Raw genomic sequence first — 20,239 nt, 5'->3', positions numbered from 1 at the left:
AAGGCCGGTCCACTCCGAGTGGGCCGGCCTTCGGCGTTCCGGTCAGTCGTCGTACAACAGATGTTCGGCCCGAATAGGCAGTGCCGCGAGTTCGACCAAGGACATGCGATCGATCGCTCGATGCAGGCGTTGCCTCAGCCGCTCGGCATCTCCGCCCTGCCGTGCGATCTCAGGTATCGGGACTGGTCCTCGGGAGATGGCCTGTCGCGGAGTCGGCGACGACGCCGTGGCCAGCCGAGCGCTGACGGCGTTGGGCTGCCGGTTGTCCAGCAGATGCGTGAGTGGAATGCTCTGCTGAGCGGCCCAGCTGGAAAGGTGCTCGAAGACGTTGTGTTGCAGAGTTGCCCGCCACTGTGTGTTCAGACCCAGCCTGGTCAATTCGCGGCGGAACTCGCCTTTCGGTGCCGAGGGGGCCAGCGACTTCGCCAGTTCCGATCGCGCCGGCTCGGGCAGAGTGTTTGTCCACTCTCGCATCCACGCTACTTGTTGATCGAGACCGACCGCGGGGATCTCGACGAAGCGCTCGGCTGAGGACTCCCAGGCAGGCTTGCCGTCTATTGTCGGATACATGAAGGCGTGCTGGCCTTCTCGATCCCAGAGTCGCCGAAGCCCGCTACGCCAATCGACAAACACTGACCACACATCGGACTTGATCTGGCGGTTACCCGACGCATCGGACGTGGCCCCGGCTGTGCTGTTGGGCTCGGCGGGCCTGGCCATGGCCGCTACCTGATCCAGGGCCTCGGATGTCTCCCCGGGGAGACCGACAAGGTTGTGGCCGTTGGGAAGTCGGCGAACCTGCACACACCCGGCGTGCTCGGCGGCAAGGATGAAGTCACGAAAAGTGTCGAATCCGTATTCCTGCTCGGTGAAACCTTCGAGTGCGTCCTGCATAGCCGGCTTCAAGCCTGCGGTCGTGGTGATACGGCCGAGTTCGCGCCACTCGGAGATGATGTTCTGCAGTGCCTGGAAAGCGACCTGCGGATCAGCGGCGGTCATGACATCTGCCTCCAGATACGAAGATAGCCCCAGGTGAACGGGGCTATCTGCTGGAACATATGTCGTCGACTCGCCCTGGCACGGCTCCTTCGACTTCTGCGGCAGGCCGATTCAATCGAATCCCGTAGGAAGTGACTCCTTGCAGCGTTGCGGCGGTAGCGTCGCTGTGGTGGTCGACCGGAGTTGCCATTCAGCCAAGCTGTTTGGCCCGACGTCCTATGTTTTGAGTTCGGACCGAAATTTCTCGAAGGCATTGCCATCGAACGAAGTAATCTCGATCGGGCCCGATTATAGCACGGTGTCGTAGTGGCATAGGGCGTGTTCACTGCTCGTCGGCGAGCCATTGCCGGACTCGACGTGGGTCTTCGGGTTCGACGGGTATCCCGACGATGTTCGCGCGTGAGATCAGATGGGTGGCCAGGCATTCCCTGATCTCCTCGACGGTCAGATCGGCCTTTAGACAGTGGTTCCACAGCAGTGCTTTGAACACGTAGTCGAGATGAGGTCGGCTGACGATCTCCCCACGCTCGGAAGCTGCTGTCCGTGCTCTCTGGCTGAGTTTGTTCACATCGCGAATGCCGGTCAGGCCGTCCGAGGCGAGCTCCAGCTCGTGCCACACTGTCGCGGTTACGGCGTCGCGTACGGCAGTGACAACCTGCGAGATCTGGCGCCTACCGACCGCGGGAGTGTTGCGATCCTTGACCCGGAGCTTGCGGATGATCATCGGAATCTCGAAATCGGTTCGGGTGCTGAGGTCGACGATCTCATCGTGTGGAGTACCCGGCGGAACCACCTTGGCCGGGGTGCCGGCGATGCGGACATCGGCGACGGCGGCGGTCAGCAGATCGCGAAAGGAGCCATGGCCTGCCCAACCTCGGATGAGATCGGTTCCGAACTTCGACTGCACCTGTTGCGCGACGTCGGTCAGCAATGCCGGATGTTTGAGGCTGGCAACGATGGTGCGTACTCCGTCGTAGAGCGCTTCGCGGGAGTCATTGCTGATCGGCGGTGGGGGTGACGTCTCGGAAGTGTCTGCTTTCGAATGGTTTTCGGTTGGCCGGACGTCGCCGGATTCCTCATCCGCGATCGTGCGCTCGGCGATTCGATCCAGTTCGTTGCGAAGGTCCTGGGCAAGATCATCGACCGTCGCGAGGAGGTCGGCCATGCGCCGGGCGATCGTCGTGGCGAGATCAGGAAGTCGAACACCGGGTTTGTACGTGTCTTCGTGCGTGAGTTCACCCCAGCCGTCCTGCAGGAGCGTGCGCACCTGAAGTTCGCCACGAACACGTGCATGTTTGTCGAAGCCCGGAACGATGGTCACCAGGTTGACGTGGTAAGCGCGATAGCCGGACTCTTTCGGAGCATCGAAGTAGTCCTTGGTGGAGTTCGGCTCGATCGCCAACGAGTAGGCATCACTCGTGTCGGACGACGGGAGACCGGCCAGGATGTCCTGGAGTCGCGTCACGTCACTGAGGTTGTTACAGATAACCCGAAAACCGACCAGATCGTCGATCGCCTCCGGAATCGACTCGAGCGAAACGATCTGTCCGTGGTACTTGCGCTTCGTCATCTTCGCCCAGAGTCGCGCTGGGTCCTTGACCCGGCTCGTTGCCACCCTGATTCGGTGCCGGTCGAACTGTGGCAACTGCTGATCGAGCGCGCTGGTCAGGATACGGTCGAAGGTTCTGGCTGCGGGATCGAGTTGGTCTGCCTTGATGCGCTGATACCAGGTGATGTACTCGGACCAGCTGAACACGAACGGCGAATCCACTGGTGCCTCCGACGGTTCCACGCCATCCGCCCCTTCTGAAACGCAGGTTCGATGTCGATTCCAGTGTCCACGTCACTGGCCGACGCGTCCATTGGACGCCGTACGCACCTACCGAGGCGGCGGCCGTCCAGACGGTCGAGAATGGAGGGGCTCAGCCCACCGGGGTCAACCGCAGGCGCTCGGCGAGTTCGTTGAAGATGTAGAAGTTGGGGATGGTGCCGACCGGGGTGAGGGAGATCCACATGCCGGCGAGTTTGATGCGGATGTGGCCGCTGCGGGCGTCGATGAGCTGGATGTTCTCCCAGGGGAAGGACTCGCCGTTGAAGGTGAGGGCGTCGAGGGAGAGGGCCAGGTCGCCGAAGGCGACGGTGTCGCCGTTGTCGATGGCGGTCACGGCCGGGGGGAGTTGGGTCGCGGTGACGGCGGATTGGATGGCGCGGGCCCATTCGCGGGCGCGGGCGAAGCCGTCCTCGTCGATGGTGGCCTCGACGCCGCCGGGGCCGGTGAGCTCGAGATAGTAGGAGACCGGCGTGGTGTCGTGGAACGGGATCATCTGCTGACGGACTTCGGTGCTGTCCCAGCGGAATCCGGCGACGCGCTGGCCGGAGCGGTAGACGGTGACGCCGTGGTCGAACAGATCGATGCGGGCGGCGCGGTTCTGCCGGTTGAGGATTCCGCGGCGGAACGCCAGCAGGACCGGGAGCGCGGCGATCGAGAGCAGTGCGACGCCACCCTGCCACGCGCCGACGGCGGTGCAGATGACGCCGATGGTGGCGATGCTCCCCGCGACGATGCCGCAGCCGCGCACGAACGTGTCGTCGGCCGGGGTCGCGAGGAAGGTGTCACGGTGCGCGCCGAGGTGCTGATACTCCACCATCAGGTGTATCAGTTGGGTCAACGGCACGGTATGCCGGGCTTCGGCTGCGTCCTCCGCCCTGTTCGGAGTGATCACTCGTCCCTCCATGAGGCGTTTTCATCCGCGGCGAAGCGTATTCGACGAGGCCGAATACCGCCACTGGTGTGCCGACAATGCTCGCCCCGGAACCGAAATCGGCTGTTGAGCGGGGTGAGCGCGCTGTCGATACGACCGATTCAGCGCTGCGGATCGAGCAGCCGCAGCAGCACGGCATCGACCAGTTCGTCGGTGGCGGGCAGCGTCTTCGGCGCGATTCTGGCCAGCTGATTGAACCCGTGATAGATGCTGACGGCGACCGCCGCGCGGGTGTGCGCCTGCGGGTCGGGCACTCCGAGCAGTCGCAATTGCGCTGCGACATAGGCGATGCGGCGTTCGGCGACCCGGCTCATCGCCGCGGCGACGGCGGGCCGATCCACCGACGCGAGCAGTGCGAGGTCCTCCCTGCCGTGCGCGGCGTAGTCGATGACGTGGGTGAACAGCTGCTGCAAGCGTTCGGCCGGTCCGGGCAGCTGGTCGAGTTCGTCGATGACGTCCTGGGTGCCGCGCTGCTCCCAGCGCGCGAGGACGGCGTCGACCAGCGCGGCCCGGTCTTTGAAATGCCAGTAGAAGCTGCCCTTGGTGGCGCCGAGCCGTTTCGCCAGCGGTTCGACCGCGACCGCGGCGAGGCCGCCCTCGCCGAGGGCGTCGAGCGCGGCCTGGGCCCAGTCGTCGGCGGTGAGCCTGCGTCCCGCCGACTTCGCGTTCTCCTCTTGCGGCATGCACATACGCTACCGTATGGTCAAATCCATACGGGACAGTATGGAGGTTTGACCATGCCGATCGTCTCTGCGGCGCCGCTGGCCGAGGCGGCCATCGCCGCTCCCGACTACGCCGACGCGTACTCCGTCGACGTGCCGCCCGGCGCCACCACCGACCCGGCTGCCTGGACCCGGGCGATCTTCGGCCGCAACGCCTTTCCCGAACGGGCCCGGTCGGCCACCGAGCACCTGACCGGCAAGGCGATGCCGATGCTCGACTTCGTCGGCTCGGTGCGCGTGCTCGACGGCCGCGTCACCCTCACCACCCTGGTGCGCTACCGGAATCCGCTGGGAAGGCTGTATTTCGCGATCGTCGGTATCGCCCACCGCAGGCTGGTCCCGCGCATGATGGCCCGCGCCGAGCGAAGGATGCGCGATGCCGGGTGAGTTGCCGCCGGGGCAGCGACCCGCACCGCACGAGCCGTTCGGGCTGCCGCAATTCGGCGGTGTCCGAGCGCGTTCCGGGCCCGGCCATCGGGTGTCGGTCGGCGGCACGGCCCGGCACCCGGCGCAATTCGGCATCGCCGAACTCCTCGGCGCGGGGCAGCGGTGCGTCCGGACCAGTGACCTGCACTGTGTCACGACCTGGAGCGCGATCGGATTGACCTGGGAGGGAGTGCGTTTCGCCGATGTGTACCGGCTGCTGGCCGAGCGCGTCGTCCCGCATCCCGGCGTCCGCTGGGTTCGCTTCACCGGCCTCGACGGTTACTCCTCGACGTTGTTCCTCGACGACGCCCTCGCCGCCGATGTCCTGCTCGCCGATCGCCTGTCCGGCGCGGAGCTCACCGACACATTCGGCGCGCCGCTGCGTCTCGTCGCGCCCGCGCACTACGGGTACAAGAACGTCAAGCAGGTGTGCGCCATCGACTTCCTGCGGTCCTACGATCCGGGGCAGGCCAGGATCATCTCCCACCCGCGCGGCCGGGTCGATCGGGAGGAGCGGGGCCGGGTGCTGCCGGGACGGTTCTGGCGTGCGGTGTGGCCGGGGCAGGTCGAGCGGGTGCGCGCGCTGTTCCGCGCCGAGCTGGACGAGCCACGCTGACCGAACGGTGCGGCGATCGAACCGATCGGTCTCGATAGTCTGGACTGGTGCTGTTTCTGGAGGAAGGCCCACGGACCGGCCCGGCGATCGTGTTCGTGCACGGCATTCCCGGCTCGGTCGACTGGTTCGCCGCGGTCGCCGAGCGGCTGGCGCGCGACCACCGGGTGATCCGCGTGGACGTCCACGCCCAGGGCGCGGACTCCGGTGACTTCACCGCCGCCGCCCGGACCGCGCCGATCATCGAACTGTTCGACGAGCTCGACCTCGCGCGGGTGACGGTGGTCGGGCATTCGTTCGGCGCCGAGATCGCACTGGAACTCGCCGCGGTCTCGCCCCGGGTGGCCCGCGTGGTGGTGGTCGGGCAGGCGCCGGACTACCGGATCGCGGCGATCCCGGCGGCGGCGACCTGGGTGGTCCGGCCGTGGACGGTGCGGCTCGCGCAGCGGTGGACGCCGAGCCTGGTGGTCCGGCTGGCCCACCGCACTGCGTTCGCGCCGCGCTTCCGCTACGACTCCGCGCCCGGTCTGGCCGACGCGGTGGTGCGTGACTTCCGCGCCGCCGTCCCCGCCGGCCTGGCCTATGCCGCGGGCCCCCGGGGCGACGACCTGGCCGCGCGTCCGCTCGACGATCGGGCCGCCGCGCTCGACCTGCCGGTCCTGGCCATCCACGGCCGCCATGACCACCTCTACGACAGCACCGCCACCCTGGACCGCTATGCCGCGGCGGGTGCGCGGACCCATCTCGTCGAACACGCCGGTCACTCCCCGCAGGTCGAGCAGCCGGACGAATTCGTCGCGGTCCTGCGGGAATTCGTCGCCGAGACCTGACTCAGAACCCGTCGACGGCGGTCACCACGAACGGTCCCGGCGCGCCGGTGCCGCCCATCGGCCCGCCTTTGTCGAACTGCGACGACACGATCAGCGCCCGATCGCCCGCGTGCGCCATCGTGGTGGGGATGCTCAGTGCGGGATCGTGGAATTCGGCGACCCGCGTCGCGGTGGCACCATGGTCGGAGACGGTCCAGCGGCTGAGCGTGTTCTCGGTGTTGTGGACCACCCACAGGGTGTCGTCCCGCAGTTCCATGCCATCGCCGTGGCGCACGTCGCCACCGGTCAGCGCGACCTTGCCGATCGGCTCGCCGCCGGTCAGGTCGATCCGGTACAGCTCGCCCGCCGACATCGCCACGACCAGCAGATACGCGCCTGCCGGATCGGCGACGATGCCGTTGAGCTCGAAGGTCTGCGGATCACGCGGGCCCAGCACCGGGCCCAGGTCGTAGCCGACCGCCAGTTCCCCGCGGCCCTCGGCGATCCGGTCCGGAGTGACCCGGTAGACGACATTGCGCACGCTGTCGGTCAGATAGGCGCTGCCGTCGGCGCCGAAGTCGAGATCGTTGACGAAGCGCGGACCGCTGCCCGGCACGACGAACGAGGCGAGCAGCGCGCGCGATCCGGTGTCGTACACCGCGACGCCCACGCCCGAATCGATCACCCACAGCCTGCCGTTGTGGTCGACCCGCAGGCCGTTGGCGGTCTTGCGGCCGTCGGCGCCGGCGGGCAGGAACACCTCCGCCCGGGTCGCGTTCGCGGCGGCCCGGTAGACGGCGCCGTCGGCGAACGAGCCGACGAAGCTGTCGCCGGAGCGCGCGTCCACCGCGATGCCCTCGGGATAGACGGCGGCGCCGGGCAGCTCGTAGGCGGTGCTCAGCCGAGGTGTGGTGGGCGCGGTGTCGGTGCCGCACGAGGTGACGGCCAGGCAGGCGACGGCCAGGGCGAGGGTGGCGCTGGTCCTGATCATGATGAAGCCTCTCAGTGATGTAATGCTAGACATCAAGTGATAGGCAGGAATGTAGATTAGGGTTCTAATGATCGTCAAGATCATTATGTGATGATGGGCGGATAGCATGCACCCATGACGTCCATGCCCGCCGCCGAGAGGCTCGGCACGTATATCAAGCGCGCCGAGCAGTCCCTGATCGCGGCGAAGACCGCCGCGCTGAAGCCGGCCGGGCTGACCGTTCCGCAGTACAGCGCGCTGCTGCACCTGGCCGAGAACCCCGGCATCTCGGCCGCGGCGCTGGCCCGGCTGGCGGGGGTGACGCCGCCGACGATGAACACCGTTCTGACGAACCTGCAGGACCGGGGCCTGGTCGAGCGGACGCCGCACGAATGGCACAAGAACGTCCTGGAGACCCGGCTGACCGACGCGGGCCGGGAGGTGACCGCGGACGCCGACGTCCGCGCCATCGCGGTGGAACGCGACCTGGCCGCCCGCTTCACCGCCGAGGAACTGGCCGCGGTGACGGCGCTGCTCACCCGCACGGCGGAGGCGCTCGACGAGATCCGCGCCGATCTCTGACCCTGAAACGACGAGAGCCCGCCGGATCATCCGGCGGGCTCTCGGCGTTCGGGTGGGTCAGCGCTCGGCGGCGGCCTTGACCTTGCTCAACGTCTCCCGCATGCCCGAGACCAGGTCGGCCTCGAACTTCTGCTCGCCGCCCATCGCGACCTTGATGGCGCCGCGCAGCCAGCCGGGCAGGCCCCGGGGATCGACGGTGCGGGTCTCCACCACACGGGTGCCGGTGGCGGTCGGCTCGAGGTCGTAGCGCCACACCGTGCGGTTCTCGTTCATCCGGAACGCGAAGGACTTGTTCGGCTCGAAGGTCACGATGCGCGAGGTGGTCGGGTAGATCTTCCAGCCGACCTTGTTGACGTTGACGGTGAACGCGCCGTCGCGGACGCCGCCGAAGGGGATCATCTTCAGCGTCGTCGGGCTGAGTTCGGATACGCGACGCAGGTCGGCCAGGATCGACCACACTTTCTCCGGCGCTGCGGCGATATCGATGCTGGCTTCGAGATTGTTCGGCAACGGTGCCTCCGGGATGGGTGTGACGGTCTGTCACGCACAGCATAGGCACCCGCGACCTGGGGATCCTCCGCCCCTGGTCGGATTTTTCGCAGCCTGGTCGCAACACTGGTCAAAAGATTTGTGGCCGAATAATTTTCGTTGCACGGTCACGAGTTCCAGCTACGAGTCGGCGGCGGGGTGCTCCGGGTGACGACCGGATGGCGGGGAGTTCCTCGTTGTGGAACGGCGTGCACCTTTCCGGGCGAGCGCTGCCCGAGGCCGTGCTCGCCCGCCCGGCTCTGGTCCCGCTGGACGGACCCGGCACGTTGTGGTTCGTCATCGCGCGGATCAAGCACGCCTGGGCCTCACGCCACCCAGGCGGGCAATGCTTCCCGGGCGGCCAGCCAGTCCGGGGGCACCCCGCCCGGCGTCCCGATTCCTGTGCGCGCGGCCACGATTCCGCCCACGATGGCCGCGGTGGTGTCCGCGTCGCCACCCGCCTCGACGCAGGCGGTGATCGCGGCCGGAAAGTCGTCGAGGAAGCTCGCCGCCGCCCACAGTGTGAACGGCACTGTGTCCTGCGCGCTCACCTGCGCGCCGTTGCCGAGCTCGTACGCGGCTTCGGCGACGGAGCGTCCGAGCAGTTCCCTGGCGCGCCGCACCCCACTCGCCGTCCGTCCCGGCACCAGGTACGGCTCCACCGCGTCCAGGAGTTCCGCCGGCGCGCAGTCCGTTCCGCGACCGGAAGCCGCCCAGCTCGCCGCCACCGCGACAGCCATCGCCCCCACGATCGCCTCCGGGTGCCGATGCGTCACCTCGGCCGTCGAGGCCGCCTCCGCCGCGGCCCGATCGAGATCACCGGCGAAATACGCCCCGAGCGGGGCCACCCGCATCGCCGCGCCGTTTCCCCACGACCCACGCCCGTCGAACAGCGCCCCGGCCGCCTCCGGCCAGGGCCTGCCGTCCCGAATCTGATGCAGCACAGCGACTGTCCCGCCGCTGTACCCGCGATACGGTTCGCACCGATCGGCGAACGTCGACGCCAGCGCGTCCCGGTCGATGCGCCCCCGCCGGCGAATCTCGGTGAACACCGAACACGCCATCTCGGTGTCATCGGTCCACTCCCACGGCCCCGCCGGCGGCCGCCCGGCCACCAGTTCCGCCACCGACCGACCTGGCACGAAGAACTGTGCCCCCAGCGCATCCCCCACCGACAGTCCGTCCAGGCTGTCGCGAGCGGTCTCGAATTCCCTCACCATGTGCAGGTCATCCTGCCACCCGGTAGTGGTCGATGCAACTAGAACTACTGTCCGTGCTGATACCGGCGGCGGCCCGCCATGGATCGCGCCTGCGCCGTTTCGGCGACCGCTACTCGGTGTCCTCGTCGGCGTAGCTGAAGTCCTCGATGGTCCAGGGATCGGTGGGCTGGTCGCGCCAGGCGAGTCTGCCGGGGGACAACGTGGACAGCTCGATGACCGAGGAGTCGGCGTCGGTGACGTGCTGGATGGGCAAAAGGGTGGCGGTGTCGGCGCCGAGGGGGTCGCCGGAGCCGTCGCCGACGATCCACTCGCCGTCGGGGTCGCGAACGACGACCAGCGCGGGGCTCTCGCCGGTGGCGACGGTGTTGTAGACGTAGGCCGTGACCTCGGCGGGGAAGGTCAGTCCGTATGGCGGCGGGGGTGGGTCGCTCGGGTTGTGCTCGGCGAGTGCCGGTGTGGCGGTGCGCCATCGGTCGGTAGCGGCGCCGATGTCGTAGCACCACAGGCCGTCGGCATGGCCCTGGGCGAGGGTGGCTTTGGTCTCCTCGAGATCGCTGTCGGCGGGGACGTTCAGCGCGACCAGGCCGGTGGCGCTGCCTTCGCCCTCGACACCGAGCGGTTCGAAGGCGTCGAGCACGGCCTGGCGGACCTCGGCGCGCAGGCAGCCCTCGACCGGGATGACCCGGATCGTGCAGTTCCCGGACGGCTCGAGCACGTCCCCGGCCCACAGCACGCCCTCGTCGTCCGCCTCGACCGCGATCACGTCACCCAGCGCGACGCCAGTGGCGTGAAAAGGGATGTTGTCCAGCCGAACCCGCTTCTCGTCGAGCCGGACGGCCCACATCCGTTCCGTGCTGAACGCGTGCCAACCCGAGGGGTCGTCCGGCAGCCGGAACACCACCCGCACGTAGTCGGTGTCGTCGTCCTCGTTCACGGTCATGCGGGAGAGCATGCCAGGGCGATACGCCTATTTCCGGAGAAGGTCGGCGCGCAGCGCGGCGTGCAGCGGGCGCAGCGCGTCGACCGCGTGCCTGCCCCAATGCGCGATGAACGACAGTCGCCACTCGAACACCACGTCGTGCCAGTCCGATCCGGTGTCGAGCGCGTCGAGGCCGTGGCGCAGGTCGCGCCAGATGTCGGTGAGGTCGTCGGCCAGCGAGCCCGCGCTCACGGGCGCTTCGGTCGTCGTGTCGAGATTCGACCAGTAGAGGTCGGCACGGCCCAGCACCTCGCCCAGCTGCTCGAACCGCTGGAACCACCGATCCCGGCTGATGAAATCCGGTACCGCGGTCGCGGTCGGCTCCACGTGCGGTAGCGCGCACCCGGCCGCGACGAGCCCGGCGAGCACCGGCACGAGGACTCGTGCCAGTGCCGCCGGCTTCCGCTCACCGGTGAGTCCCTCGACGGCCGCGCAGTACTCGCGCGCGGCTCGGACGAACGTCTCGACCTCCGGCGGCTTCGCACTCATCCGGTAAGGATGGTCGGCTCGCCGAACCTCGGCAAGTCCCCTCAGACGCCGCGCACCCGCGTCGACGCGAAGGCCGCCGCCGCGCCACCGACGCCGAGCGCGGCGATGGCGAGCGCGACCGCGGCGAAGCCCGCGTGGGCGACCAGGCTGGCCACCTGGGGGCCCGCGCTGGCTCCGAGGAACAGGGCGAAGGTGTAGAGCGCGGTGGCCGCGCCCCTGGCCGCGCCCGCGTGCGCCGCGATCGCCTGGACCGCGGCGGGCGCTGCGATCGCGACCGCCGCCACGAACGCGAACAGCCACGTGCCGACCCAGAGCCCACCCAGCGGCACGGCGGTGAGCGCGGCCGCGATCCCGGCCGCGCCGAGGGCGGTGATCAGCCGGAGCTCCGGATTGATCGTCGCCAGCCTGCTCGCCAGCAGCGGGATCGCGATCATGGCCGGGATCGCGCTGGCCCGCAGGGCGAGCAGGGCCGTGCTACCGGTGCCGATGCCGTCGGGCGGGGCCAGCTGGATCCCGGTGTAGATGCCGACGAACGACCCGAGCACGGCCAGGCAGCTCAGGTAGAGCAGGGCGAGGCGGGGCGTGCGCAGCAGCGCCGCGAAGGCCACGCCGACCGAGCGTGCCGACGCGCTGCCGCCCGCCCGCTGCCCTGGTTCGAGCACCAGCCGCAAGACGACGGCCGAGACCGCGAACGCCAGCGCGCCCGCCACGAAGACCGCCCGCCAGCCGAACGCGTCGTCGACCAGTTGCGCCACTACCTGCGCGATCACGCCCGCGCCGAGGAACGAACTGGTCAGGCAGGTGAGTGCGAAGACCCGCCGCTGCGGCGCGATCCGCTCGGCGAGGTAGGCGAAGGCCGCCGGTGCGAAGAAGGACGCGGTCAAGCCCTGCGCCACCCTGGCGGCGAGGCCGGCGCCGAGATTCGGCGCGGCTATCACCAGCAGGGTGGACAGGGCGGTCGCCGCCAGGCCCCCGACGATCACCGGGCGGCGCCCCCACTGGTCCGAGAGCGGACCGGTGACCAGGAATCCCGCCCCGTAGGCCAGCCCGAACGCAGTGGTGGTCCAGGTGGCCGCGGCGCGGGAGGTGTCCCACACCGCGGCCAGGTCGCCCAGCACCGGCAACACCACGTAGAGCTGGCCGACGACGAGAATCCCGACGGCACAGACCGTCGCGACGGTCCGGCCGGTCGGCGCCCACCCCCGATCGGTCGACTCAGTAGTCGCCGGCGAGCTCACGCGCACGTTCCTGAGCCGCGTCGAAGCCGACCTGGGGGTCTTCGGTGAGTACGGTCGGGGCGAAGCGGATCTCGGCCACGTCCTTCACCCCGACGAACCGCAGCCAGTCCTGCACGAACGGGGTGGCGAAGTCGTTGCCGAACTGGATCGGCACCCCCGGCTGGTGCACGCCGCTGGTGTAGACGGTGACGGCGCGCTTGCCCTCGAGCAGGCCGCTGTAGCCCACCTCGGGATCGAAGGCGAACGCCCAGCCGGGCTGGGTGACGATGTCGACGTACTGCTTGAGGATGTAGGGCACGCCGTGGTTCCAGATCGGGATGTTGAGGACGTAGAGGTCGGCCGCGGCGAACCGGTCGAACACGGTGCGCGCCTGCTCCCAGGCGGCGACCTGTTCGGGCGTCTGCTCCGAGCCGGTGAAGACGGCCAGTTTGGCGGCGGCCGCGTGGGTGCCGAAGTCGGGCAGGCCCGCGTCGAACAGGTCGAGGGTGTCGACGCGCAGGCCGGAATCCCGCGCGGCGAGGGCTTCGATGAAAGTCTGTGCGATAGCGCGGGATTGGCTGAATTCGCCGCGGGCGGAAGCGTTGATGTGCAGCAGAGTGGTCATGGGAATAGCAGTACCGAGCCGGGTGAACGTCGACAATGATTTGTCGCAGGCTGCGCTGATCGGTCACCGATTTCGGCCGGCACTTTTTGTCTCGAGCTGATCGCAAATCGGTCGTGCGCCGATCGCCGCAGCTAGGGCCGTATCCGACTGTCCCGGAACGGCATCAGTGGTGGTCATGAATCGCCGGACGCCGCGTGACCTGCTGCTACATTTCCTCCCACGGTCACGAGTATCAGCACTTTCGAGCCCCGGCTCGCTGATCGGCAACCCTCGCTCGGCGGTGGGGTGCCCCGGGTGACGACCAGGTGCTCTCGACAGGGAGAGCGCAAGCGCCGAAGGGTTCTTTCGTGCGTTCGGCATGTTCGAAGGAAAAATCAGCAATGAGCAAGTTCTCGATCGGCTCGCGCCGTCGTGTCAAGATTGTCGCCGGTGCGCTGGCGGCGGTGACGGTGGCCGCCGCGGTGGTCGGTTGCAGTGATTCCGGTAGCGGCGAATCCGCCGATGGACCGGTATATTTCGGTGTCTCGGGGCCCCGGACCGGTCCGTCGGCCGAGTACGGGCGCCTGTGGCAACAGGGCTTCGAGCTGGCTCTGGACGAGATCAACGCCGCGGGCGGTATCAACGGCCGCAAGGTCGAATTGAAGTGGGAGGACTCGCAGTCCGATCCCAAGCAGACCGTGCCCATCGCCACCAAGTTCGTCGACGACAAGTCGATCATCGCCGAGCTGGGCGACTTCTCCTCGCCTGCCTCGATCGCGGCGTCGCCGATCTACAACCGCGGCAAGCTCGTCCAGTACGGCTTCACCAACTCCGCGGTCGACTTCACCAAGGCGGGCGACTACTCGTGGAGCCCGTCGATCACCCTCGACGTGTTCCAGGAGCGCAATGCCGAGTGGGTGTCGAAGAAAGCCAAGAAGGTTTCGGTGGTCTACCTCGAAACCGACTGGGGTAAGCAGGCTTTCCAGTTCTTCGAGAAATTCGCCGCGCAGAAGGGCGTGGAGATCGTCTACTCCTCGCCCATCCTGCCCGACTCCACCGATGTGAAGCCGATACTGATCAAGGGCCGCGAGGCCAACCCTGACGCGGTGGTGCACCTGGGCTACGGCCCCGACGGCGCGCTGGTGGTCAAGCAGCTGCGTGATGTGGGCTTCACCGGCCAGTTCTTCGGTGGCCAGAACACCCCGCAGTTCATCTCGCTGGCCGGCGCGGCCGCCGAGGGCGACATCGTCAACGGAATCTTCAGCCCCGCCGACCCGGACCCGAAGGTGCAGGACTTCGTCACCAAGTTCCGCAAGAAGTTCAACACCGATCCGGGTGACTTCAACGTCTACGCCTACGACGCGCTGCACGTGGTGGCGCAAGCGGCCGAGAAGGGCGGCGCGACCCGCGAGGGCATCCTCGACGGTCTCCGGACCGAAACGCAGTTCACCGGAATCGGCCTCGGCACCTTCGCCTTCGACCAGGAAACGCGACGCCCGAAGGGCGTGACCCCGCGTGAGCTGGTGCTGAAGGAAGGCAAGTTCGTGCCGACCGGCAACCGCTGATGTTCGACACGCTGATCGCCGGTGTGGTCCACGGCAACGCGTACGCGCTGCTCGCCGTGGGCATCACCCTCATCTTCGGTGTCACCAATGTCATCAACTTCGCGCACGGCGCGGTGTTCGCGCTCGGGTCGATCCTGGGCTGGTGGTTCATCGCCGAGCAGGGCCTTCCGCTCTGGCTGACCATCGTGCTGGTGCTCGCGATCACCGCCGCCGTCGGTGTGCTCATCGATGTGCTGGCGGTGCATCCGCTGCGCAAGGCGCCCGCCATCGCGGCACTGCTGGCGACGGTCGCAGCCGGGTTGATCATCGAGAACCTGACCCAGATCGTCTTCGGGCCGGACACCCGTCCGTTCCCACAGGTGCTGCCCACCAACAACTTCCAGCTCGGTGGGGTCCGCTTCGGCACCTCCGATCTGGTGATGTTCGCGATCACCCTGGTGGTGATGGCCGGGCTGGCCGGGTTCCTTCGGTTCAGCCGCTACGGCCTGGCCATCCGGGCCACGGCCCAGGATCCCGACGCCGCCGCCCAGATGGGGATCGGGGTGAGCCGCATCCAGGTGCTGGCCTTCGCCATCGCCTCCGGGCTCGGCGGTCTGGCCGGCATCTTCGTCGGCCTGTACAACTCGAACATCTCGCCGACCAGCGGCACCCTCGCGGGGCTGACCGGGTTCGTCGCCGCCACCATCGGTGGCCTCGGCTCGATCCCCGGCGCGGTGATCGGCGGGTTCGCGCTCGGCATTCTGGAGGCGTTCGGGATCTACGTCTTCGGTGACGGCTACCGCGACCTGATCACCTTCGGCGTGCTGGTGGCGTTCCTGATCCTGCGGCCCGGCGGCCTGCTGGCCAAGGTGCCCGCGATCAGCGCCGAACCGCTCACCGGCACCTTCCTCGGGGTCGGCAGGCAGTTGCGGGTGCGGTGGTGGCACGCGGTCGCCGCGTTCGCGGTAGCGGCGCTGATCGTGCCGCTGGTCGCCGACGACTACGCCATCGTGGTCGGCACCCAGATCCTGGCCTACGCCATCGTCGCGGTCTCGATGACGCTGGTGGCGGGCTCGGCGGGACAGCTGGTGATCGGGCAGGCCGGGCCGATCGCGATCGGCGCGTACACCTCGGCGATCCTCACGGTGAACCACGACTGGCCGTTCCTGGCGGCCGCGCTGACCGGCGGCGTGCTGGCCGCGGTCGTCTCCTCGATCCTGGCCGCGCCGCTGTGGAACCTGAACGGGCATTACGTCGCGATCGCCACGCTGGGCATCGGCATCGTGATCGTCGCGGTGATCCGCAACTGGGAGTCGTTGACCCGGGGCAGCTACGGCATCTTCGGCATTCCGGTGCCGAGCGTCCTCAGTCACGAGTTCGCCGAGAACACCGAGGTCTTCTGGCTGGACCTGGCGTTCCTGGTGGTCACCGTCGCTGTGGTGGTCGGGGTGCAGGGCTCGCGCCTGGGCACCGCGTTGCGCGCGGTCGGGGCCGACGAGGTCGCGGCGCGCTCCTCCGGCGTCGCGGTGCGGGACTACAAGGCGCTGGCCTTCGCGATCAGCGCGCTGTTCTCCGGGATCGCGGGCGCGCTGCTGGCCCACCAGTACAGCTATATCGACCCGACCGTGTTCAACCTGCCCATGTCCCTGCTGATCGTCACCATTCTCGTGCTCGGTGGCACCGGATCGCCCTACGGCGCGGTGCTCGGCGCGGCGGTGCTGATCGGCGTCCCCGAGGCGCTGCGACTGGCGCCCGAGGCACGCATCCTGCTCTACGGCGTGGTGTTGCTGCTGATCATCCGGTTCCGCCCGCAGGGCGTTCTGGTGAGGAGAGAACGTGTCCCCGTCCACGCCTGACCCCGTGCTCTCGGTCACCGGCCTGCACAAGTCCTTCGGCGGCGTGCAGGCGGTGAACGGCGTCGAATTGCGGGTCGCCCCCGGCGAATTCGTGTCCATCATCGGTCCCAACGGTTCCGGCAAGACGACCACCGTCAATCTCGTCTCGGGCGTGCTCGGCCCGGACGAGGGGCGGGTGGAGGTCGGCGGCGTCCGCTTGCGGCCCGGCTCGCAGGAGGCCGCGGCCAGGGCCGGGATCGCCCGAACGTTCCAGAACGGCCGGGTGTTCGGCAATCTGACGGTGCGCGAGAACGTCGAGATCGGCCTGCACACCACGATCACCGCGGCCCGCCCGTGGCAGTCGGTGGCCCGGATCCCGGTGCTGCGCTGGGTTCCGCTGGTGGCCGAGACGGTGCTGGCGCTGGTGCCGACGCCCGCGGTCCGCGCGGAACGCCGCGCGACCACCGCCCTGGTCGACACCCAGCTGGCCCGCTTCGCCGAACGCCTCGAACCCCGCGCCGAGCACAACGCCTACACCCTGTCCTACGCCAACCGCCGTCGCACCGAGATCGCCAGAGCGTTGGCGCTGCGCCCGACGGTGCTGCTGCTCGACGAGCCGGCGGCGGGCATGAATCAGACCGAGACGGCCGAGGTCGGGCGGCAACTCGCCGAGCTGAAAGCCGCCGGGCAGACGATCGTGCTCGTGGAACACAAACTGGAGCTGGTGAACGCACTGTCGGACCGGGTGATCGTGCTCGACGAGGGCCGCATCATCGCCGAGGGCACACCGGAGGAGATCCAGCACGACGAGCGCGTCGTCGAGGCCTACCTCGGGCGGCGCAGACGCCGCACGCCGCCCGCCGCTGTGCCGAACGAGAAGGTGACTGTCGGTGCCGAATGACGACAAGACCACGCCCATCCTCGAATTCGACGAGGTCACCGTGCACTACGGTCCCTCGCGGGCGCTGGACAAGGTGTCGCTGAGCGTGCGCCCCGGCGAGATCGTCTCGCTGCTCGGCGGCAACGCCTCCGGCAAGTCGACGACGATGAAGACCGCACTCGGCCTGCTGCGCCCGAGTTCGGGCGCGGTCCGCATCGACGGTGTCGACGTGAGCACCAGCCCACCGGCCGAGCGGATCGAGGCGGGACTGGCCTCGGTGCCCGAGGCCCGGCGCGTGTTCCCCGCGATGACGGTGGAGGAGAACCTCTACGTCGGCGGCTACATCCGCAAGGAGCGCCGCTCGGTGCTCGCGGCCAGGGCCGCCGAACTGTACGAGCACTTCCCGCGCCTGCGCGAGCGCCGGACCCAGCAGGCGGGCACCCTGTCCGGCGGCGAACAGCAGATGCTCGCCTTCGCCAGGGCGCTGATGAGCAAGCCACGGCTGATCTGCATGGACGAGCCGACGATGGGGCTCTCGCCGCTGTTCGTCGACCGGGTGCTCGACGAGATCGCCCGGCTCAACGCCGAATTGGGCCTGGCCATCCTGATCGTCGAGCAGCAGGCGGAGCTGGCGCTGTCGATCGCGCATACCGGAAACGTGTTGCGCGGCGGACAGATCGTGTTGCGCGGCACCGCGGCCGAGCTCCTCGACGATCCCGCCATCCGCGACGCCTACCTCGGAAAGGCCGCCGCATGAGCGGGCTGCGGCTCGGCCTGTTCACACGGCTGGTTCGCTACCACGACGCGCAGACCGCGGCCCAGGTCTACGCCGACGCGCTGGCCCAGATCGGGCTGGCCGAGGAACTGGGCTACGACACCGCCTGGGTGGCCCAGCACCACGTGGACCCGGCCGAGGGCGGCCTGCCGTCGCCGCTGGTGTTCCTCGCGCACGCGGCGGCCCGGTTCGAACGGATCCGGCTCGGGACCGCCATCGTCACCCTGGGGCTCGAGGACCCGATCCGGGTCGCCGAGGACGCGGCGGTGCTGGACACCCTGTCCGGCGGCCGCCTCGAATTGGGTTATGGCAGCGGCGGGTCCAAGAGTTCCTTCGCGCTGTTCGGGATCGCGCCCGAGGACAGGCAGCGCGTGTACGTCGAGAAGCTGGCGGCGATCACCGCGGCCCTCGACGGCGCGGAACTGGTTCCCGGCCGGGCCTTGCATCCACCGGTGGCCTCGCTGCGCGATCGGGTCTGGCACGCCAGTTTCTCGGTGGAGGGCGCGGCCCGGGCAGGCGGGGCGGGTGCGGGTCTGCTGCTCTCGCGGACCCAGCCACGGGACCCGGGTGTCGCGCTCGACGACGTGCAGGCGCGGTTGATCAGCGCCTACCGGGACAACCTGCCCGGCGGCGCGATCGCCCGAATCGGTGCCTCTCGTAGCGTTTTCGTCGCCGACACCCATGAGGAAGCCCACCGGTGGGCGCAGCGGGGAGCCCTGCGCTTCCTGGAACACCTTCGTACCGCGGGGATTCCGGAAGTGGCGTCCACCGTCGAGGAGGTGCTGCGCGACTCCGCCATCGGCACTCCCGACGAGGTCGCCGCGCAGCTGGCCGCCGATCGCGCGGTCGGCGCTGCCACCGATCTCATCGTCCAGGTTCATCCGATCGATCCCGACCAGCGCGCCGTGCTGCGATCGATCGAACTTCTCGCCACCGAGGTAGCACCGCGCCTCGGCAGGCAGGTCAGCGAAAGGGGTTCGGCATGAGTGCCGCGACCGATGTCATCGATGCGGTGCTCGGCACCGAGGCGGCGGCCAGGGTCGCCGTCGTCCGACGGTCCAGGCCGGCGGTCGTCGAACACACCCAGGGCGTGCACGACGCGCTGTTCGAGGGACCGGCGGGCCTGGCCTTCGGTCCGCGGCGGTTGGCCGCCATCGCGGCGCATGTCGCCACCCTGGCCGAGGCCACCGAGCTCGCCGCCTACTACGCGGGCCGCGCGGGAAGCGCTGGGAACGAACCGGATTCGGCGGGCGACACCGTACTGGCCGCCGCGCTGCGGCACGCGGCCCGGCTCACCACCGCGCCGGCCACGAGCACTCGCGCCCATATCGACGTGCTGCTGGCGGCGGGTCTGTCGGAGACCGATGTCGTTACCGTCTCCCAGCTCGTCGGGTTCGTGAACTACCAGGTCCGCCTGCTGGCCGGCCTCGAATTGATCGGAGCCGCACGATGACCGAGGTCCGTGATGTCCAGACTCTCGCGCGCCCGGCCGGTTTCACCCAGGACCAGCTCGACTGGGTGCCCTGGGTCGAGCCGATCGCGCTCGCCGACGCCGACCAGCGGCAGCGCCCGCTGCTGGAAGGCGGGCGCGGGGAGAGTCCGTACTTTCGGCTGCTGGCCCGCAATGCCGAGGTGCTGGCCCATCGCAGCGCCAACGACAAGGACATCTTCTACAGCCGGGAGGGGTTGACGCGCGCCGAACGCGAACTCGCCGCGACGGTTACTTCCCGGTTCAACGGATGTGAGTACTGCGCGTCGGTACACTCTCGTTTCACATCCCAGTTGTCCAAGCGCGCCGACGATGTCCAGCGGCTGCTCGACGACGGGGTGACGGTCCGGATCGACGAACGTTGGGACGCGATCATCGATTTCACCGCCGCGCTGGCCGCGCACCCGCCCCGGCCCGCGCACGCGGAACTGGCGCGGCTGCGCCTGCTGGGATTCGATGACGCCGACATTCACGATCTGGTGCTGTCGACGGCGTCGTTCTCGTGGGCGAACCGGCTCATGTCGAGCCTGGGCGAGCCGGAAGTTCCTGGGGCTTGTGCCAAGTGACAAAAAAGTTCTAGGAAATTCCTCTAAAACACTCCCTGTTCAGATTTGCCTCGGTATCGTCCGAGACGGCAAATGGCCAGTGACAACGTAGTCACAAAGCATCAACTTGGAGTGACACATGCTTTACAACATCACCGATGACGGCTCTGACGGCAACATCCTGACCCTGCTGCTGGGCCTGCTCACCAGCTCGCTCAGCACCGGTTCTGCGCAGGCCTCGGGCAACTGAG

The 20,239-nt window shown here is 68.6% G+C and carries 22 protein-coding genes and 1 riboswitch; of the genes, 11 read left to right on the top strand and 11 right to left on the bottom strand.

All coding sequences use genetic code 11. The features are described from left to right. Nucleotides 1-42 precede the first annotated feature (42 nt). From Q7X29_RS32315 to Q7X29_RS32300, 4 genes are all read right to left on the bottom strand, one after another. On the bottom strand, nucleotides 43-999 hold the full coding sequence (locus Q7X29_RS32315; protein ID WP_316576276.1) for a hypothetical protein: 957 nt from the start codon (nucleotides 997-999) through the stop codon (nucleotides 43-45). Nucleotides 1,000-1,321: 322 nt separating this feature from the next. Then, nucleotides 1,322-2,770: a GTP pyrophosphokinase gene (locus Q7X29_RS32310; protein ID WP_316576275.1), complete on the bottom strand. Its 1,449-nt coding sequence runs from the start codon at nucleotides 2,768-2,770 to the stop codon at nucleotides 1,322-1,324. A 151-nt stretch (nucleotides 2,771-2,921) separates the two neighbouring features. Beyond that, nucleotides 2,922-3,674: a DUF6585 family protein gene (locus Q7X29_RS32305; protein ID WP_316576376.1), complete on the bottom strand. Its 753-nt coding sequence runs from the start codon at nucleotides 3,672-3,674 to the stop codon at nucleotides 2,922-2,924. Between the two features lie 188 nt (nucleotides 3,675-3,862). Further along, nucleotides 3,863-4,444: a TetR/AcrR family transcriptional regulator gene (locus tag Q7X29_RS32300; protein ID WP_218722098.1), complete on the bottom strand. Its 582-nt coding sequence runs from the start codon at nucleotides 4,442-4,444 to the stop codon at nucleotides 3,863-3,865. 54 nt (nucleotides 4,445-4,498) lie between these two features. Between Q7X29_RS32300 and Q7X29_RS32295 the strand changes: the two genes are divergently transcribed. From Q7X29_RS32295 to Q7X29_RS32285, 3 genes are read left to right on the top strand one after another with little or no spacing between them, the layout of a single operon-like run. Then, nucleotides 4,499-4,870 carry a DUF2867 domain-containing protein gene (locus tag Q7X29_RS32295; RefSeq protein ID WP_316576274.1) on the top strand — a complete coding sequence of 124 codons (372 nt, stop codon included), beginning with the start codon at nucleotides 4,499-4,501 and terminating at the stop codon, nucleotides 4,868-4,870. Further along, nucleotides 4,860-5,525, top strand: coding sequence for a molybdopterin-dependent oxidoreductase (locus Q7X29_RS32290; RefSeq protein ID WP_218722096.1), 666 nt, complete (start codon nucleotides 4,860-4,862; stop codon nucleotides 5,523-5,525). The genes Q7X29_RS32295 and Q7X29_RS32290 overlap by 11 nt, the downstream gene beginning before the upstream one ends. A gap of 47 nt (nucleotides 5,526-5,572) precedes the next feature. Next, nucleotides 5,573-6,352, top strand: a complete 780-nt coding sequence (locus Q7X29_RS32285; RefSeq protein ID WP_316576273.1) for an alpha/beta fold hydrolase — start codon at nucleotides 5,573-5,575, stop codon at nucleotides 6,350-6,352. 1 nt (nucleotide 6,353) lies between these two features. On the opposite strand, the gene Q7X29_RS32280 is transcribed toward Q7X29_RS32285, so the two are convergent. After that, a complete protein-coding gene (locus Q7X29_RS32280) occupies nucleotides 6,354-7,322 on the bottom strand; it encodes an SMP-30/gluconolactonase/LRE family protein (RefSeq protein WP_316576272.1) in 969 nt (322 codons plus the stop codon). Between the two features lie 114 nt (nucleotides 7,323-7,436). On the opposite strand from Q7X29_RS32280, the gene Q7X29_RS32275 reads away from it, so the two are divergent. Further along, entirely contained in the window at nucleotides 7,437-7,883 is a 447-nt protein-coding gene (locus Q7X29_RS32275; RefSeq protein ID WP_316576271.1) for a MarR family winged helix-turn-helix transcriptional regulator, read from the top strand. A 57-nt stretch (nucleotides 7,884-7,940) separates the two neighbouring features. Here Q7X29_RS32275 and Q7X29_RS32270 read toward each other — a convergent pair whose 3' ends face one another. The 6 genes from Q7X29_RS32270 to Q7X29_RS32245 form a co-directional block, all read right to left on the bottom strand. After that, nucleotides 7,941-8,393: an SRPBCC family protein gene (locus Q7X29_RS32270; RefSeq protein ID WP_316576270.1), complete on the bottom strand. Its 453-nt coding sequence runs from the start codon at nucleotides 8,391-8,393 to the stop codon at nucleotides 7,941-7,943. 344 nt (nucleotides 8,394-8,737) lie between these two features. Next, the gene (locus tag Q7X29_RS32265; protein WP_316576269.1) at nucleotides 8,738-9,631 is read right to left on the bottom strand and encodes an ADP-ribosylglycohydrolase family protein; all 894 of its coding nucleotides are present in this window, start codon (nucleotides 9,629-9,631) and stop codon (nucleotides 8,738-8,740) included. A gap of 109 nt (nucleotides 9,632-9,740) precedes the next feature. Then, nucleotides 9,741-10,571: a DUF4265 domain-containing protein gene (locus tag Q7X29_RS32260; RefSeq protein ID WP_316576268.1), complete on the bottom strand. Its 831-nt coding sequence runs from the start codon at nucleotides 10,569-10,571 to the stop codon at nucleotides 9,741-9,743. A gap of 27 nt (nucleotides 10,572-10,598) precedes the next feature. Beyond that, complete coding sequence (locus tag Q7X29_RS32255) at nucleotides 10,599-11,099, bottom strand: DUF5063 domain-containing protein (RefSeq protein ID WP_316576267.1); 501 nt, start codon at nucleotides 11,097-11,099, stop codon at nucleotides 10,599-10,601. A gap of 41 nt (nucleotides 11,100-11,140) precedes the next feature. Then, on the bottom strand, nucleotides 11,141-12,337 hold the full coding sequence (locus Q7X29_RS32250; RefSeq protein ID WP_316576266.1) for an MFS transporter: 1,197 nt from the start codon (nucleotides 12,335-12,337) through the stop codon (nucleotides 11,141-11,143). Further along, nucleotides 12,315-12,941 carry an FMN-dependent NADH-azoreductase gene (locus Q7X29_RS32245; protein WP_316576265.1) on the bottom strand — a complete coding sequence of 209 codons (627 nt, stop codon included), beginning with the start codon at nucleotides 12,939-12,941 and terminating at the stop codon, nucleotides 12,315-12,317. Before Q7X29_RS32245 ends, Q7X29_RS32250 begins: the two co-directional genes overlap by 23 nt. A 221-nt stretch (nucleotides 12,942-13,162) precedes the next feature. After that, nucleotides 13,163-13,279: riboswitch (SAM riboswitch) on the top strand. A gap of 42 nt (nucleotides 13,280-13,321) precedes the next feature. On the opposite strand from Q7X29_RS32245, the gene Q7X29_RS32240 reads away from it, so the two are divergent. The 7 genes from Q7X29_RS32240 to Q7X29_RS32210 are packed head-to-tail and all read left to right on the top strand — an operon-like array spanning nucleotide 13,322 to nucleotide 20,009. Next, nucleotides 13,322-14,485, top strand: a complete 1,164-nt coding sequence (locus Q7X29_RS32240; RefSeq protein ID WP_316576264.1) for an ABC transporter substrate-binding protein — start codon at nucleotides 13,322-13,324, stop codon at nucleotides 14,483-14,485. Beyond that, nucleotides 14,485-16,320 carry an ABC transporter permease gene (locus Q7X29_RS32235; RefSeq protein ID WP_316576263.1) on the top strand — a complete coding sequence of 612 codons (1,836 nt, stop codon included), beginning with the start codon at nucleotides 14,485-14,487 and terminating at the stop codon, nucleotides 16,318-16,320. The genes Q7X29_RS32240 and Q7X29_RS32235 overlap by 1 nt, the downstream gene beginning before the upstream one ends. Beyond that, nucleotides 16,301-17,200, top strand: coding sequence for an ABC transporter ATP-binding protein (locus Q7X29_RS32230; RefSeq protein ID WP_316576262.1), 900 nt, complete (start codon nucleotides 16,301-16,303; stop codon nucleotides 17,198-17,200). The genes Q7X29_RS32235 and Q7X29_RS32230 overlap by 20 nt, the downstream gene beginning before the upstream one ends. Continuing rightward, nucleotides 17,190-17,936: an ABC transporter ATP-binding protein gene (locus tag Q7X29_RS32225; RefSeq protein ID WP_316576261.1), complete on the top strand. Its 747-nt coding sequence runs from the start codon at nucleotides 17,190-17,192 to the stop codon at nucleotides 17,934-17,936. Before Q7X29_RS32230 ends, Q7X29_RS32225 begins: the two co-directional genes overlap by 11 nt. After that, the gene (locus Q7X29_RS32220; RefSeq protein ID WP_316576260.1) at nucleotides 17,933-18,940 is read left to right on the top strand and encodes an LLM class flavin-dependent oxidoreductase; all 1,008 of its coding nucleotides are present in this window, start codon (nucleotides 17,933-17,935) and stop codon (nucleotides 18,938-18,940) included. Before Q7X29_RS32225 ends, Q7X29_RS32220 begins: the two co-directional genes overlap by 4 nt. Continuing rightward, nucleotides 18,937-19,407, top strand: coding sequence for a hypothetical protein (locus Q7X29_RS32215; RefSeq protein ID WP_316576259.1), 471 nt, complete (start codon nucleotides 18,937-18,939; stop codon nucleotides 19,405-19,407). Before Q7X29_RS32220 ends, Q7X29_RS32215 begins: the two co-directional genes overlap by 4 nt. Beyond that, nucleotides 19,404-20,009 carry an alkylhydroperoxidase domain protein gene (locus Q7X29_RS32210; protein WP_316576258.1) on the top strand — a complete coding sequence of 202 codons (606 nt, stop codon included), beginning with the start codon at nucleotides 19,404-19,406 and terminating at the stop codon, nucleotides 20,007-20,009. The genes Q7X29_RS32215 and Q7X29_RS32210 overlap by 4 nt, the downstream gene beginning before the upstream one ends. Nucleotides 20,010-20,239: the final 230 nt, after the last annotated feature.

The sequence above is a fragment of the Nocardia canadensis genome (assembly GCF_032656385.1).
Taxonomy (GTDB): domain Bacteria; phylum Actinomycetota; class Actinomycetes; order Mycobacteriales; family Mycobacteriaceae; genus Nocardia; species Nocardia canadensis.
Note: the sequence above shows the minus strand (reverse complement) of the source record. Positions and strands in the feature narration are given on the sequence as shown.